The organism is Streptomyces platensis (assembly GCF_008704855.1).
Classification (GTDB): domain Bacteria; phylum Actinomycetota; class Actinomycetes; order Streptomycetales; family Streptomycetaceae; genus Streptomyces; species Streptomyces platensis.
This window is the reverse complement of record NZ_CP023691.1, coordinates 7,737,850-7,751,985: the sequence shown is the minus strand read 5'-3', so window position 1 is coordinate 7,751,985 and position 14,136 is coordinate 7,737,850. Positions and strand designations below refer to the sequence as shown.

Annotated in this window: 12 protein-coding genes; 1 reads left to right on the top strand and 11 read right to left on the bottom strand. The window is 69.6% G+C overall.

Features of this window, described 5'->3' with window-relative positions:
• Positions 1–49 precede the first annotated feature (49 nt).
• The 10 genes from CP981_RS34220 to CP981_RS34175 form a co-directional block, all read right to left on the bottom strand.
• The gene (locus tag CP981_RS34220) at positions 50–2,797 is read right to left on the bottom strand and encodes a caspase, EACC1-associated type (protein ID WP_085922306.1); all 2,748 of its coding nucleotides are present in this window, start codon (positions 2,795–2,797) and stop codon (positions 50–52) included.
• A 299-nt stretch (positions 2,798–3,096) separates the two neighbouring features.
• Positions 3,097–4,818 carry an acyl-CoA dehydrogenase family protein gene (locus CP981_RS34215; RefSeq protein WP_085922307.1) on the bottom strand — a complete coding sequence of 574 codons (1,722 nt, stop codon included), beginning with the start codon at positions 4,816–4,818 and terminating at the stop codon, positions 3,097–3,099.
• A gap of 118 nt (positions 4,819–4,936) precedes the next feature.
• A complete protein-coding gene (locus CP981_RS34210) occupies positions 4,937–5,494 on the bottom strand; it encodes a PadR family transcriptional regulator (protein ID WP_085922308.1) in 558 nt (185 codons plus the stop codon).
• A 137-nt stretch (positions 5,495–5,631) separates the two neighbouring features.
• Positions 5,632–6,168 (bottom strand): hypothetical protein, encoded by a 537-nt coding sequence (locus tag CP981_RS34205; protein WP_085922452.1) that lies wholly within the window; start codon positions 6,166–6,168, stop codon positions 5,632–5,634.
• A 72-nt stretch (positions 6,169–6,240) separates the two neighbouring features.
• The gene (locus CP981_RS34200) at positions 6,241–6,771 is read right to left on the bottom strand and encodes a DinB family protein (RefSeq protein ID WP_085922309.1); all 531 of its coding nucleotides are present in this window, start codon (positions 6,769–6,771) and stop codon (positions 6,241–6,243) included.
• 127 nt (positions 6,772–6,898) lie between these two features.
• The gene (locus CP981_RS34195) at positions 6,899–7,279 is read right to left on the bottom strand and encodes a VOC family protein (protein WP_085922310.1); all 381 of its coding nucleotides are present in this window, start codon (positions 7,277–7,279) and stop codon (positions 6,899–6,901) included.
• 38 nt (positions 7,280–7,317) lie between these two features.
• Positions 7,318–7,704: a hypothetical protein gene (locus tag CP981_RS34190; protein ID WP_085922311.1), complete on the bottom strand. Its 387-nt coding sequence runs from the start codon at positions 7,702–7,704 to the stop codon at positions 7,318–7,320.
• A 42-nt stretch (positions 7,705–7,746) separates the two neighbouring features.
• Entirely contained in the window at positions 7,747–8,454 is a 708-nt protein-coding gene (locus CP981_RS34185; RefSeq protein WP_143658802.1) for a hypothetical protein, read from the bottom strand.
• Positions 8,455–8,531: 77 nt separating this feature from the next.
• The gene (locus tag CP981_RS34180; protein WP_085922313.1) at positions 8,532–8,912 is read right to left on the bottom strand and encodes a hypothetical protein; all 381 of its coding nucleotides are present in this window, start codon (positions 8,910–8,912) and stop codon (positions 8,532–8,534) included.
• Between the two features lie 336 nt (positions 8,913–9,248).
• A complete protein-coding gene (locus tag CP981_RS34175) occupies positions 9,249–12,164 on the bottom strand; it encodes a helix-turn-helix transcriptional regulator (RefSeq protein ID WP_085922314.1) in 2,916 nt (971 codons plus the stop codon).
• A 367-nt stretch (positions 12,165–12,531) separates the two neighbouring features.
• On the opposite strand from CP981_RS34175, the gene CP981_RS34170 reads away from it, so the two are divergent.
• The gene (locus CP981_RS34170) at positions 12,532–12,960 is read left to right on the top strand and encodes a DUF779 domain-containing protein (protein ID WP_085922315.1); all 429 of its coding nucleotides are present in this window, start codon (positions 12,532–12,534) and stop codon (positions 12,958–12,960) included.
• Between the two features lie 180 nt (positions 12,961–13,140).
• On the opposite strand, the gene CP981_RS34165 is transcribed toward CP981_RS34170, so the two are convergent.
• Positions 13,141–14,088, bottom strand: coding sequence for a hypothetical protein (locus CP981_RS34165; protein ID WP_085922316.1), 948 nt, complete (start codon positions 14,086–14,088; stop codon positions 13,141–13,143).
• Positions 14,089–14,136 lie beyond the last annotated feature (48 nt).

Below are 14,136 nucleotides of genomic sequence, written 5' to 3'. Positions count from 1 at the left end.
ATGCCTGAAAGGTGAGGATTGGGCCGTCCACCCCGTGATGGCTGTGCTGTCAGGTTCCGCGGACGCCCAACCGCACGTAGTCATAGCCTCCGTAGACGTCGGCAACATGGACATCGGTCAGCCGCGGGCTGCGCCAGCTGACGTACTTGCCGTAAACGAACGGCAGGTAGTAGGCCTCCCCGGAGACCTTGTGGTTGATCTCCTCGTAGGTCTCACCGGCCGTGTTCGGGTCGGTTTCGGCGACGGCCTTGTCGAGAAGCTTGTCGAGAGTCGGGGAGTCGACTTCGGTCTGGTTGAAGTTGCCGCTCGGCAGAAGCATCCGGCTGTCGACGAGCGGGCGCCAGAAGGCCTGCCCCGTCGGGAAGTCGGCACCCCAGCTCGCGATGACGATCCCGTAGCCCCGCTTCCGCACCTCGCTCGGCGCCCCGACGAGGGTGGGCATCCGCGCCCCGTCGAAGCGCTCGACCTCCGCCCTGATGCCGATCCTGGCCAGTGCACTCGTCAGCGCTTCCGCGGCGTCGTTCTCCGACGGCCGGTCGTTGCGCACGGCGATGGTGGTCGGGAAGCCGTCCGGCCGGCCGCACTTCTTCAGCTCGTCCCTGGCCTTGGTCAGATCCGGCTCGCCGCGGTTCTTGAGCACGCCGTACGGATCGAAGGTGGGGTCGGTGCCCTTGATGCCGGGCGGGAGCAGACTCGGTGCGAGGTCGCCCCCCGCGGCGGGGCCGCCGAGCGCGGTCTGAAGACTCCGGCGGTCGGCGGCGTAGGCCACCGCCTTGCGGCAGTGGACGTTGCCCATCGGTTGCACCGTCTGCGGAAACGCCGCGTAGCGCACGACGCCGGACCGCGGGGTGTCCAGGTTCTTGTTGAGGTCGCGGTCCGACAGCGCCCTGGCCCGGGTGGCCGGCCCCAGCCCTGTGGTGCCCAGCGCCAGGTCGTCATCGCCGCTGGTCAGACTGCGGTCCACGGAGTTCTGATCGCCGGTGATCCGGACCCTGATCACTTCCGGGAGGGCATTACGGATCGGGTCGGACAGCGGCTGCCAGTGGGGGTTGCGCACCAGCTCCAGCGATCTGTCCGGCTGGTACGACCGGAACTTGTACGGGCCGCTGGAGAACGGTCTGAGACCGTATTTGGCCTTGGTGTCCTGGCTCTTCTTCACAGGCGAGGCGGCGATCATGGCCAGCATCTGCTCGAAGTCACCGTTGGGCCGGGGCAGTTTGAAGACGATGGTTCCGGGACCGCGCGTCTCGATCGCGGTCAGGCCCTTGGCCGAGGTGTCCTTGTACGGGCCCCGGTAGGTTCCCTCGGGGTCGAGCGCCTCCCTGAGGTAGTAGCTCGGTCCGCCGGTGATGACGTCCGTCGCCCACAGCCGCTCGATGCCGTACTTGATGTCCTCGGAGGTGACGGGCGATCCGTCCTCCCAGGTGACCCCCTTGCGCAGGGTGTAGGTGTAGGTCCGGCCGTGGCCGGTGATCTTGGCCTTGGACGTGGCCAGGTCCGGGGTGAGTACGGTGCCCTCTGACTTCGGGTCGTAGGTCACCAGTTGACGGGTGTAGTAGCGGGCGAAGTTCGCTACGAAGCCGTAGTAGCCACGCTGCGGGTCCCAGGAGTCGGCATCGATGGAGCTGACGAACTTCAGCGTGCCGCCCTTGCCGCCACCCCGCTTGAGGACGTGGCCGACAGCGGCGTTGTACGTGGCCTTGGTGACGCCGTCCTTGGACTTGCCGTCGTCGGATCCTCCCTGCGCACCGTTCAGCAGAGCGAGGGTGGTGGAGATTCCCGCGACCAGGAGGGCCGCCGACACCACCGCGATGGTCCTGGTCCGGACGGAGGCCGAACTTCCTGGGGAACTCTGCCCTTCGGCGGCGCGGGCAGCATTCGGCGTCGGGGGCTGTTGGGGTGTGGGGGTTTGCGCGTGCGGGTGCGGGCGGTCATCGCTGCGGGACGGCTCGCCCGGCGACGGGGACGGCTCGGCCGACGGCGACGGCGACGGCGACGGCTCAGCCTCCGGCGACGACGGCTCGACCAGCGGCCGAGGACGACGGGCGATGTGGTCGGCGTGGGCCCGGTTCCTGGCCAGGGCGATCAGCCCGCCGGTGTTGCGGTTGCGCTGCTGGGGCAGTGGTCTGGCCTTGGACGCCAGCTCGGTGTAGAGGTGCCGGTAGAGGGTCTGCATGTCCAGCAGGGACGGGCCGTCGGCGATTCCCTCGGTCAGCGCGGTGATCAATTCGCCGCTGAACGCGGTGAATTCCTCACCGGGCGGGGACAGCGCCTTCCGTGTCTGTGCGGAGGCCGCCATCAGGGACGTACCGTCGATCAGCGCGTGGTCGGCCACCTGGGTGGTACCGCTCATACCGCCCACCAGGGCCCGCCCGCTGTAGCAGCAGTCCAGGATCACCACCTTGTGCCGGGCGCCGATCCGCGAATCCAGGACCGCCCGGCGCACCCACTCGAAGGGCAGCGCGCTGTAGAGCCGCTCCTGGTCCGAGCCGGGCAGCGCCAGATACAGCTCGTCGCTGTACGGGTCGATGAGTCCGTGTCCGGCGTAGTAGACGACCAACGTGTCCGTGGCGCGCAGGGCGACGCGGCTGAGGGGGTCGAGCACGTCCTGGGCGCTCGGCGGCTGGGACAGGGCGACGCAGTGCGAGGGCGGCAGCCCCCATAACTCCGGGTCGGTGAACGCCCCGGTGAGCCCGGTCAGATTGCGCTCGACGGCAGGCAGGGCCGGCATGCTCTCGTAGTCATGGACGCCGATGAGCAGGGCCTGCGAGGCAGCGGGGTCAGGGAGGATCGTCACGGTGACCGCTGATCCGTTCGGCCTCCGCCGGCGGCGTCTCCGGACGGCTGCGGGCAACTCAGGGGCTGCACGCTCGCGTACCCCTCTCCCGGGCCTGCGCCCGCTGCGCGAACTGATCAGGATGCCGATACTAGAGGGTCTCCGGGTGCCCGTCCGGAGGGCCGGGGAAGTCTCGGGCGCCGATCGGCCCGGAGGGGCGGCGCTCGCGCGGCGGCGCCCCGGCGCGGCAGACTCAGCCATCCTGCGCGGACGGGGCCGAGCCTGCCGGACCGGGGCGCCGGCGGCGGATTGCGGCGTGGTTACGGGGCCATCTCGTACGCCCCGGACAGTGCCTCCACGCGCTGCCAGACGCGCGCCGAACGGGCGTCGTCGACGACCGGGCGGCGGACCGCGCCCAGCGCCCAGCTCTGCTGTGCCGCGGTGGCGGAGTCCTTGCCGTGCAGCTCGACGGCGTGTGCGGAGAAGTCCCGGACGAGGACGGCGAACAGCTCGTCGAGCACGTCCTCGTCGAGGCCGGTCAGCTGTGCCTGCTCCAGGATCAGCTGGCCGTGGACGACCAGCGCGAACAGCTGGCCGATGGCGAGCAGCAGATCGAGGTCGCGGCTCTGCTCCTCGTCGGGGGCGGCGGTGATGACGAACTCGCAGAGGGCGTCGGCCTGTTCGCGGAAGCGGGCGACGTTCGGCACCCCGGCGAAGGCGTCGTAGGCGGTGCGCCAGTCGTGGAAGCGTACGGCGCCCAGACCGCGGGCCGGGCCCTGCCGGAAGAGGAACGCGTCATCGGCCGCGTCGAGGCGCGTCGGCACGGGCGCGTACTCGGCCGGGTTCAGCAGATGGTTGCCCATGAACTTGAGGATCAGGGCGAGGTTGACGTGGACCGTGCCCTCCAGCTTCGGCAGGCCGCGGATCTCGGTCGCGGCCTGGGCGAAGTAGGTGTCCTTCTCGAAGCCCTTGGCGGCGATCACGTCCCACATCAGATCGATGACCTTCTCGCCCTCGGTGGTCACCTTCATCTTCGTCATCGGGTTGAAGAGGAGGTAGCGGCGGTCGTCGGGCCCGGCGGAGCGGAAGTAGTCGACGGCGCGGTCGCTGAACAGCTTCATCCCGACGAGGCGGACATAGGCGTCGGTCAGCTCGCGGCGGACGTGCGGGAAGGCGGTGACGGGGCGGCCGTAGAGGATGCGGTTCTGCGCATGGGTGACGGCCTCGTACATCGCGTGCTCGCAGATGCCGATCGCGCCGGTGCAGAGGTTGAACTTGCCGACGTTGACGGTGTTGAGCGCGGCGTCGAAGGCGGCGCGGCCGGTGTGCAGGATGTCGGCCTCGGTGACCGGGTAGTCCTCCAGGCGGAACTCGCTGACGTACTTCGAGGAGTCGACGACGTTCTTCACCAGGTGGTAGGCCGGGTGGCGGCTGTCGGCGGCGAAGAAGACATAGCCGTCCGGGCCCTCGATGTCGGTGCGGCGGCCGAAGACGGAGACGAGTCCGGCGGCGTTGCCGTTGCCGATGTAGTACTTGGATCCGGTGGCGCGGAAGCCGCCGTCACCGTCCGGCTCCAGCAGCATGTCGGTGGAGTAGATGTCGGCGCCATGGGCCTTCTCGGACAGACCGAAGGCGAACACCTCGCCCTGGGAGAGGAGTTCGGCCGCGCGGGCGCGGACCGCGGCGTTGTCGCTCTGCCAGACCGGGCCGAGGCCGAGAATGGTGACCTGCCAGGCGTACCAGTAGTCGAGCCCGTAGAAGCCGAAGATCTCGTTGAGGGCGGCTATCCGGGCGGTGTCCCAGCGCTTGTCCTGGTTTCCGTCGGCGGTGGAGGCCGGGGTGAGGAAGGTCGCGAACAGCCCTTCCTTGCTGGAGAATTCGAGGAACTCCGATAGCCAGGCGCGGGAGCGGTAGTCCTCGATCAGCTGGCGCTTGCCGCGGTTCTCGAACCAGTCGACGGTGGCGCGCAGCAGCCGGCGGGTCTCGGGGTCGAAGTGCGCCGGGTCGTAGGTGCGGGGGTTGAACAGCAGCGGGTCGGCCATGGAAGTTCGCCTTTCCGGCTCAGGTTGCGGATTGCGGGTGGTGGACGGGAAAGCTCGGGGCTGAGGCTGACCCGAACGCGGCAGCCGGGCAGGCGCGTTGGCTCACCCGGGCGCCCGTTCAGCGCTCGGGCCGGAGTCGGTGGAGGGTGGCGAGTACGTCGTCCAGCCAGTCGAGGGTCATGCGCTCATAGGCGATACCGCCGCGCAGTACGACATGCTGGAGTTCCTGGCCCGCGTCGGGCGTGGCAGGCGCCCCGGGACCGGTGAAGTCACGCCGCTCCCCCGCCAGATAGTGCGCGAGGCGGTCGCTGTGGATCTGGTGGTGCCGTTCGACCTCACGGATCAGCGCGGCGGGATCGTCGAAGGCCGCACCACGGATCTTCACCGCGAGGTCGTGCCGGACGCTCTCCGGTTCGATCGGCTCGTGCAGCCACTCGGCGAGCGCCGTCCGGCCGAGAGCGGCGACGGAGTACTCCTTCTTGTCCGGCCGGGCCTGCTGCGGCACCTCGCGGACATCGATCCAGCCGTCGCTCTCCATACGCTTGAGGACGCGGTAAATCTGCTGGTGGGTGGCGGTCCAGAAGTACCCGATGGACCGCTCGAACCGCCGGGCCAGCTCATAGCCGGAGCCCGGCTTCTCCAGCAGGGAGACAAGAATCGCGTGCTCGAGCGCCATACCCCGATCCTTCTATGCAACGAGTTGCATAGACAAGAGGCGACGCGGGGGTGAGACACGGCTCACCCGGGGGCCTTGGGGCGCTCAGGCATCGGCGCCCCGAACGCGACAGCCCCGCCCGCCAGGGCTCTGCCCACTCAGCCCGTCAGGGTCGGTGCGAGCTGCCATTCGCCGGAGTGGCCGGGTGGGAGTGCCAGGTCGCGGCGGACGGCCGCGTAGAACCCCTCGCGTGCGGTGCGTTGGCGCTGGAGCATGGCTGACCATGTTTCCGGGCTGTACGTCCGGTCTCGCAGGAACGCTTCCATCTCCATCACCACGACGACCCATTCCCGGGCCTTCTCCACCACGTCCGGGGTGCCCAGCATCAGCAGTGCCTCCCCGGCCGGGTCCCGGGCATCAGTGGCTTCGGCCAGGTGTGGCGCCGCTTCCTCGGGTGACAAGGGGTGCGGGTGAGGGTCGTTGCCGAGGTGGGCCGCGATCCGGTACGTCAGGGTGACGCTCTTCTTCAGCGCCCTGGCGAAGCCGGCGTAGGTCGTCAGCCGCCGTTCCGCCCAATGGGCCGCCTGCTCGCGACGGAAGCGGACTTGATCGCCGCGCACGCTGACGAAGTACGACCCCAGGGCACCGATTACTACGCCGATCAGGGCGGGGAGCTGTTGTATGAACGCCGACATGGCCACACGGTATAGCGCGGTGGCAGGCGCGAGGTGATGTCGTTTCCGTCCCGCCCGCCAAGAAGCGACCTCCTACTCCCCCACCGCCCCATCGGCCAGTTCGCGGGCGATGTCGAGGTGGCCGGCGTGGCGGGCGTACTCCTGGAGGAGGTGGAAGAGGATCCAGATCAGGGTGGGGCGGTCTTCGTCGGGCGGGACCGTTCCGCCGAGGGTGGCCGCTCGGTCCTCCAGGTGGGCCGCCGCGACGATGGCGCGGGATCGGGCGCACTGTTCCTGGAAGAATTTCTTGATGTCCTCGAAGGATTCTTCGGGGCCCACGTGCCACGGTCCGGGACGGGTCTTGACGTCGGCCCAGGGTTCTTCGATGTGTTCGCCCTCGAATCCCCATTGCAGCCATCGCAATTCCACACAGGCCAGGTGCTTGAACAGTCCCAGGGGCGACCATCCGGTGGGCACGCGGCTGGCCCTCAGCTCCGCGTCGGACATTCCCTCCAGCTTGCGCAGCACGGCGTTCCGGTAGAAATCGAGGTAGCCGGTCAGCAGGTCGTACGGGCTGGTGAGAGTTACCGGAGGCTCTGCGGCGGGTTCGATTTTGTGGACCATGGTGAGGACCTTATGGAGGCGGGGGTGGCCTGTCCAGGGTTCGGGTGGGCAGTGCGGGCGGACCCCGTGTAATGCACGGGGCCCGTCGGCGGGAGACGCCGACGGGCCGCAGGGTCCGTCGCTCAGCTCAGCACTTCAGGTCGAGGACGTGGATGCTGGGAAGTATTCCCTCTATCCGGTAACAGTGGTTCTTGTCGGGCTCGTTGATGTACAGCGACGTGGAGCCTCCCGACCAGTGCACCTGGACCGTGACCCCGGTGGCTTCCGCGGGGAAATACGCTTTCCAGCTGTCGCCCACCGGCCGGACGTTGTGGCAGTAGTTCTTCTTCTCTATGCCCTCCGGGCCCTTCCACTCATAGCAGGTGTCGATGAGCGACGCCGCCTGGTGGTCGAACTGGAGATAGTTGTCCGAGGCGGCAGTGGCGGTGGGTGCCGTCAGTACCGCGCCGGCCAGGGCGAGGCCCAGGGTGGCAGCACCGTATGCCAGGGATTGCTTCTTGCTTCGCATGCTGGATTTCACCTCTCGCTTCAATGGTCCGGGCACGCCTAGCAGGTCTTGTCGGTTCTCTTCGGGCCCCAGGTGTAGCCGCTCAGCTCGTAGCAGTGGCTACTGGTCAAGTCGGTGATGTGCGGCGATACGTTGTCCCCCGCTATTTGCCCGTCCACCGTCACCTCGACCTTGACGCCCTGGGCGTCATCGGGGATTTCCACCCGCCAGTCCGTGCCGATGGCCTTCCCCTTGTCGCAGGAGTCCGGGGTGGTCGAGGACGCCCAGTGGTAGCAGGTCTCGGCGATGAACCAGCCCTTGTTGCTGAAGCTGATGTATTTGCCCGAGCCCGCGGCCGCGGCGGACGGCGCTGTCATCGCGCCGCCGACCAGCGCGAGGCTCAGAGCGGCGACCCCGTAGGCCGCCGACTTCTTGATGTTCCGCACAGGATGCCCCTTCGTGAGTGTGTCGCGTGTGGGAGCGGCGGCTCAGCGGCCGTTCTTGAGGGTGGCGCCGCAGGCGACCACGTCGGTGTCGGCGCGTGCCGAGGTGTTGAGCGGGATTTCGGTGCGCAGTCCGGAGATCTTCGCGCCGCCGAACTCGCCGCCCTGGATGGTCACATCGGAGACGCGCTGTTCCATGTCGTGGCCCAGCTGGAGCATCCCCTTCTGCCCGGGCTTGATGGTGATCCTGATGTCGCCGCTCTTCGACTCGGTGTTGGTCTCGCTGTACTGCGCGGAGGCGCCCACGCCCAGCTTGTCCTTGACCAGGGTGATATCGACGCTGGCACCGACATTCCAGCCCCAGCTGAAGGTGCGGGTGCCGCTGAGCGTCTGGTTGATTTCCGCGGCGCCGGGGCTACAGTTCTGAATGGGACCGATGCCCATACCGGCGTTGTCCACGTCGAACCACTTGGTCACCTGCTTGGATTCCAGGGTCGTCGACGAGCAGGACACCTTGCTGTCATTGCACTGTTCCAGTGCGCGCTTGACCTCTTCCGCGGAATTCACCTGGTAACCGTTGTCGTAGGTGACGGAGGGACTGCCTTCCTCCACCCACTTGTCGGTGTGGCCATTGACGTCGGGGAGGCTGGATCCCTGTGCGGCGGATGCCGTGGGCGCCGCCAGGGCGAGCGCGGCGGCGACGGCGCCGAGGGTGAGCGCCATGCGGGATGCGGAGGTGGATGTGGAGATCAACGTTTCCTCGCTCTGTTCTGGGTCATTCCGATGTGCAGGAAGGCGTGACGGCGGCGCTCCCTGCGATATCCGGGTGTTCAGCAGCCCGTTTCCTGGAGCTTCGGCCGGTCGACGAGTCCGGTGATCTCGAAGCAGTGGTTTCGGTTGGTGTCGGTCACCGCGGCGGTGTCCACCGTGGCGTAGTCGACAATGCTGGTGCTGAGATCGATCTTTACGCCGGTCGCTTCCTCGGGGAAATACGCCTGCCAGGTGTCATTCACCGGCCGGACGTTGTGGCAGTAGTTCTTGCCCTCGGCGTCACGCCACTTGTAGCAGGTATTGGCGAGGATGCCGGCGTGGTTGGTGATCTGGATGTAGTTCTGGGAACCCGCATAAGCGGCGGGCGCGGAGAGTACGGTGGAGAAGCACGCGGCCCCCACCGCGAGAAGACCGAATACAGCCCGATGGTTGATCTTCACGGTTGTTACTCCCTCTTGCACTGTCCGGTGGCGCCGGAAGAATTCGACGCCGTTCGATGAGTAAGTCATGAGAGAGCTGCCGAATCAATTGGATCCGGCTAAGACTTCGGTACCCGGAGATTCCCCTCCGGGGCAACCACGAGAAACGCCACGGGAAGACGGGAACCACGGCTTCCGACCACGAGGAACCACGGTTCGCACCGGCAGCGGACCACAGGAGCGCCGCCCGCCCAGGGACATACCGAAAGCCCCCCACCCGAAGGACGGTGAGGGGCTTCTGCGGGGAAGTGAGGGGCTGCCGGCCGAGGTGCGGGGCTCGCGACCGTACGGCCGCGCTCAGGAGTCCGCCGGCTCGCTCCCCCCGCGGCTCCTGCCCGCTTCGGCCATCGCCGCCGCCAGGTGGGGGCGTCCGGTGATGCCGAGCTTGCGGTAGGCGCCGGTGAGGTGGGTTTCCACGGTCCGCAGGGAAACGACGAGGAGTTCGGCGATCTGCTTGTTGCTGTATCCCTGCGCGGCCAGGGTGCCGACACGTTCCTCCCCGGCCGTCAGCCCCCGGATGCCCTGGCTCCCGGAGCGGGCGACGCGTCCGCCGGCGAGGTGCAGCCCCTCCTCCAGTCGCGTGGCGAGCACCGTGGCACCGCACCCGACGGCGAGGTCCAGGCCCTCGCGCAAGGTTCTGCGGGCGCCGCGCTTGTCGTCCCGGCGCAGCAGGGCGACACCGAAATCGTGGCAGGCGCGGGCGAGTTCGAGGCGTGCGGGGGTGGGTCGGAGTACGGTCACGGCCTCGGCCAGCAGGTCGAGCCCCCGGGAGCCCGCTGCGACCGCCCCCGCCGCCCGCAGCGCCACCCCGAGGGCCCGTGGGAGCCGGCAGCGCCGGCCGAGGTCCAGCTCCTCTTCGGCCAGCGCATGGGCCGACTCGGTTTCCCCCAGGGCGAGATGGACGGGGACCGCGCGGGAGCGCCAGGGGGACATCGCCGGGCTGACCGTCCCCAGCGCCTCGGAGTGGTGGCCGCACTCGCGGAGCAGGGAGAGCCCGGACCGCGGCTCGCCCTGGGCGATCCGCAGGGCGGCCAGGCTCATCAGGAACCGGGGTCGCTCCCACGCCACTTCCGTCTGTCCCGCCACGGCATGGGTGACCGCGACCCGCTCGGCGTCCTCGACCCGGCCCTGGGCGAGCAGGGCGTCGATCCTGATCGTGTCCAGGGTCAGTGAGTACGGCAGCCGCCCGGTGGGGGACGCGTGGTCGGCGGCGTCCTGAGCCGCGGCGAGGGTCTCGGTGATATTTCCGCGGCGCAGCGCCAGTACGGCGCGGTAGACCGTCAGGGAGGAGACCAGCAGTTCCATGCCCCGGCCGGAGATCTCCCGGGTCAGATGGCGGTTGAGCCGGTCGGCCGTGTCGAGCTCGTCGAGGTACAGCAGCGTCTGGGCGACGAAGTAGTGCAGCGGGAACAGGTCGTGGGAGAACGCCGGCAGGTTGACGGACGCCCGCTCGATGAGAGCGGTGACGTACGGGGCGGGCAGGGCCGCGCGCAGGGCGTGGAAGGCGCGGATGGCGAGCAGTTGGCGTTCGCCCGCGGTCCGGTCGGCCAGGTCGTCGTCCTTGCCGGGGGACGGCGCGGGGGCCGGGCCGGTGACGGACGGCCGCTCGAACTCCATCCACGAGCGCAGCGCGCTCATCCGCAGCGCCAGCTCGCGGTCGGCGGCCCCGGGGCCCGAGGTGGACCGTTCGCTTAATGCCGCGATCTTCCGGTCCACGCTCGACAGGTCCGTCCGGGACCCCCGGGAGAGGAGCAGGGAGTAGGCCAGCACCCCCAGGGCGTCGCTGCGGGCCGCCTCGTCGGTCAGCCCTTCCAGTGCGCCGGTGACGCAGGAGATGGCCAGCGCGGCATCGTAATGGCTGGCCGCGGTGCCCAGTTCCAGGAGCACCCGGGCGTGCTCGGGCTCGTCCAGCGGCTGGTGCAGCGCGGAGCGCAGATAGGTCACGGCGGTCTCCGGTGCGCCGCGGCGCAGTGCCTCGGTGGCCGCCCGGCGCAGCGCCGGCAGGACCCAGGAGCCGTGGACGGGGCCGGCCGCCAGCAGATGGGCGGCGACCTCCTCGTCGGGGCGCCCGCTCAGACAGGACACCTGGGCCGCCCGCGCATGCCCGACGCCGAGTTCCTCGGGTGACAGCGTGGCCAGCACGGTGTCGCGGACGACGGGATGGGTGAAGCGGGGGTCGCCGTCCGCCCGCAACAGGCCGAGCGACCGCAGCTCCTCGGCGGCGGACTGCACCACGGCCCGCCCGGTCCCGCAGTACGCGGCGAGCAGCTCCGGGGGCTTGCGGTCGCCCAGGAAGGCCAGCGCCCGTGCCAGTGCCACGACCTCGTCGGACGCCTGGCAGAGCCGGTGGGAGATCTCCCCGCCGAGCGTGGAGAGGGTGACCGTGGGGATCCGGTCCCGGAATTCCGTCGTCGGCTTCACCCCACTGCGCTGGGCCTGGTGGAGCAGGGCACGGACGAACAGCGGATGCCCTCCGGTGGCGGCGTGACAGGCGGCCCAGAAGGCCGCGTCCGGCTCCTCGGCGCCCCAGAGCGTCCGCACCAACTGCCCCACGCCGTCCACGTCGAGCGGCTCCACGACGAGGGTGTGGCAGTTCGCGGGCCGGACCAGCTCGGCGAACAGCGGATCGAGCCGTCTGCCCTCGGCACTGCGGGTGGTCACGGCGATCAGCACGGGGAGACTGTCCGCGCGCCCGATGAAATGGACCAGCCAGCGCAGGGACGGCTGATCGATCCACTGGAGTGCGTCGACGGCCAGGAGCAGGGGCTGCCGGCGGGCCAGCCGGGAGACGAGTGCGTCCAGTTCCCGCAGCGTCGATGCCGTCACATTGGCGTTATCCGGCAGCGGATCCGTGGCGGCGGCGTCGTCCAGGGCCCGCAGCGTGGCCGCCGCCGACCCTGCCAGCAGGCGTGCCCGGTCGGTGTCGGAGACCGCCGCCAGCAGCGGCTTGAACAGCTGCCGGACGGCCCCGAAGGCGAAGGCGCGCTCCAGGGGATGGCAGCGGGCCCGCAGCACACGGAACTGCCCGTTCCGCTCCCACCAGGTGCTCAGCAGGGCCGATTTGCCGATGCCGGCCGACCCTTCGAGCTGCACGACGCGGGGACGGCCGGACAAGACGTCGGCGGCCATGGCGTCCATGACAGCGAGTTCGCGTTCGCGTCCCACCAACGGCCAGTCGTCACCGCACGCGTCACGGGAATGTGCGAACGTCACCAGTTGCTCAACTCTCGTCGTTCTCGTCTGGTTTTCGAGACGTTCCGATGGCGGCTGCGGTTGCCTGAGCCGGTCGCCCAGATGTGTGTCCACGGCCGGTGCTTGCCCTTACATCACGGCGTCGCGTGCAACCATGTCGCAACCTTGCACGGAGTTAACTGGACCGGCGCCGCCGGGACGGCTCGGTGGGCACGATCCGGCCGGGCCCGGGCGGCCCGCCCCGGCCCACCGAACAACATCCGTTTCCGCTGGTCAGGAGCGGAAGGGCCAGGAGAGGACGACACATGTACCCACCGGGGACGAAGAATCTGCCGGTCAGCCGCCCCGCCACGAAGCGGGGCCGTTTCGGCAAGCCGGGCCGCTTCTGATGGCCGCCGGCGACGGGTGCGAGACGGCCGCTCCGGGCCCCGCGGCCCCGGAGGGCACGGCACGGGTCGGGCTCACCGCGGCGGCGACCGAACTGCTGCGGCTGCTGCGGAAGGAGCACGGCCCGCTGATGTTCCACCAGTCCGGCGGCTGCTGCGACGGCAGCGCCCCCATGTGCTACCCGGCGGGGGAATTCCGTACGGGATCGTCGGATGTGCTGCTGGCCCGGCTGGGCGTGGAGGGCGTGCGGGAGCCGGTGGACTTCTGGATGTCGGCCGACCAGTTCGCGCGCTGGCAGCACACCCATCTGACGGTGGACGTCGTACCGGGGCGGGGCAGCGGGTTCTCGCTGGAGGCGCCGGAGGGAGTGCGCTTTCTGATCCGCTCACGGTTGTTCACCGAAGAGGAACGCGCGGGGCTCAGCGGCTGAAGCGGCGGGCGGCCGGGCGCCGGGAGACCCCGGGCGGGCACAGAGTGAGGCCCCACGCACGGGGGAGAGCGTGGGGCCTCACTTGTAGAAACGGGTGGAAGGCGGTTCAGGTTCCCGCACGCTGAAGATTTCGCGAGAAAATCTTGTACGGGCCGGGCGCGGTGCCCGCCGTCCCGCCCCTCAGGCCTCGCCCTGCACCAGCCGTTCCAGCATCTCCTGGAAGTCCGCGTCCGCCACCACCCGCAGCCCGTCCCCGTCCGGCTCGCTCAGCGGGGTCATCACGCCCCGGCGCCACCAGAACACCCTGGGGCTGATCGCGCCCGCCGCGTCCTCGTGACCGGCCGCAGCGAACTGCGCCATGGCCTGAAGCGCCGGGATGACCTGCGCGTCGTGGATGCGGTGGAACGCCAGCTGGTGCCGGAAAGGCAGCGCGACCAGCGCACCGTCCGGCGTGAGCCCGGTGCCCATGAGCCGCTGCACCAGCTCGTCGAGGACCAGCACCCGGCTCGCGGTGAAGAAGGAGTCGCCGAGCAGCACCTCGAACGCCGAACCGTCGCCGCGCCGTACCGTTTCATGCCCTTCGACCGGCAGCGCCCGCAGATTGTTCATCGCCCGGATCCGCAGCTCGGCCACGTCCCCGAGATCGGTCAGCGAGTCCTCGCTGAGCATCTGCACCGCCTCGGGCAGATCGAGGGCGAGCACTTCCCGCAGCCCCGGCGCCGGCGCCCGGCCGTAGCGGAAGGAGTCCGAGGCGGGCAGCGTCTCCTGGGCGACCACACGGGGGTACAGACAGGCCCGGATCTCGTCCCCGCTGAGGATCTCCAGCGGCTGCGGGCCGTCCATCGTACGGAGCACCTTGCCGACGTGATCCCGGATCAGCGCGGGCCAGCTGCGCTCCCCGCGCCGGTCGCGGTGGCACACCGCGGCGAGGTTGCCGAGGCCGAACTGCCGGCCCGCGGAGTCGGTGACCACGCCCGCGTACGCGGTGACTTCGAGCCCCCGTTCCGCGAAGGCCTGCCGGACCTGTGATCTGAAGACACCGCCCTCGCGCTCGGAGAAGAAGCTGAACTCCCCGTCGCGTGCCAGTTCGCGGGAATCCCGCTTCGGTCCTCGGCGGAACAGGCCCATCTCTTCCTCCCGGCAGCGGCCACGCACAACGGCCATGAATGGGCCGAT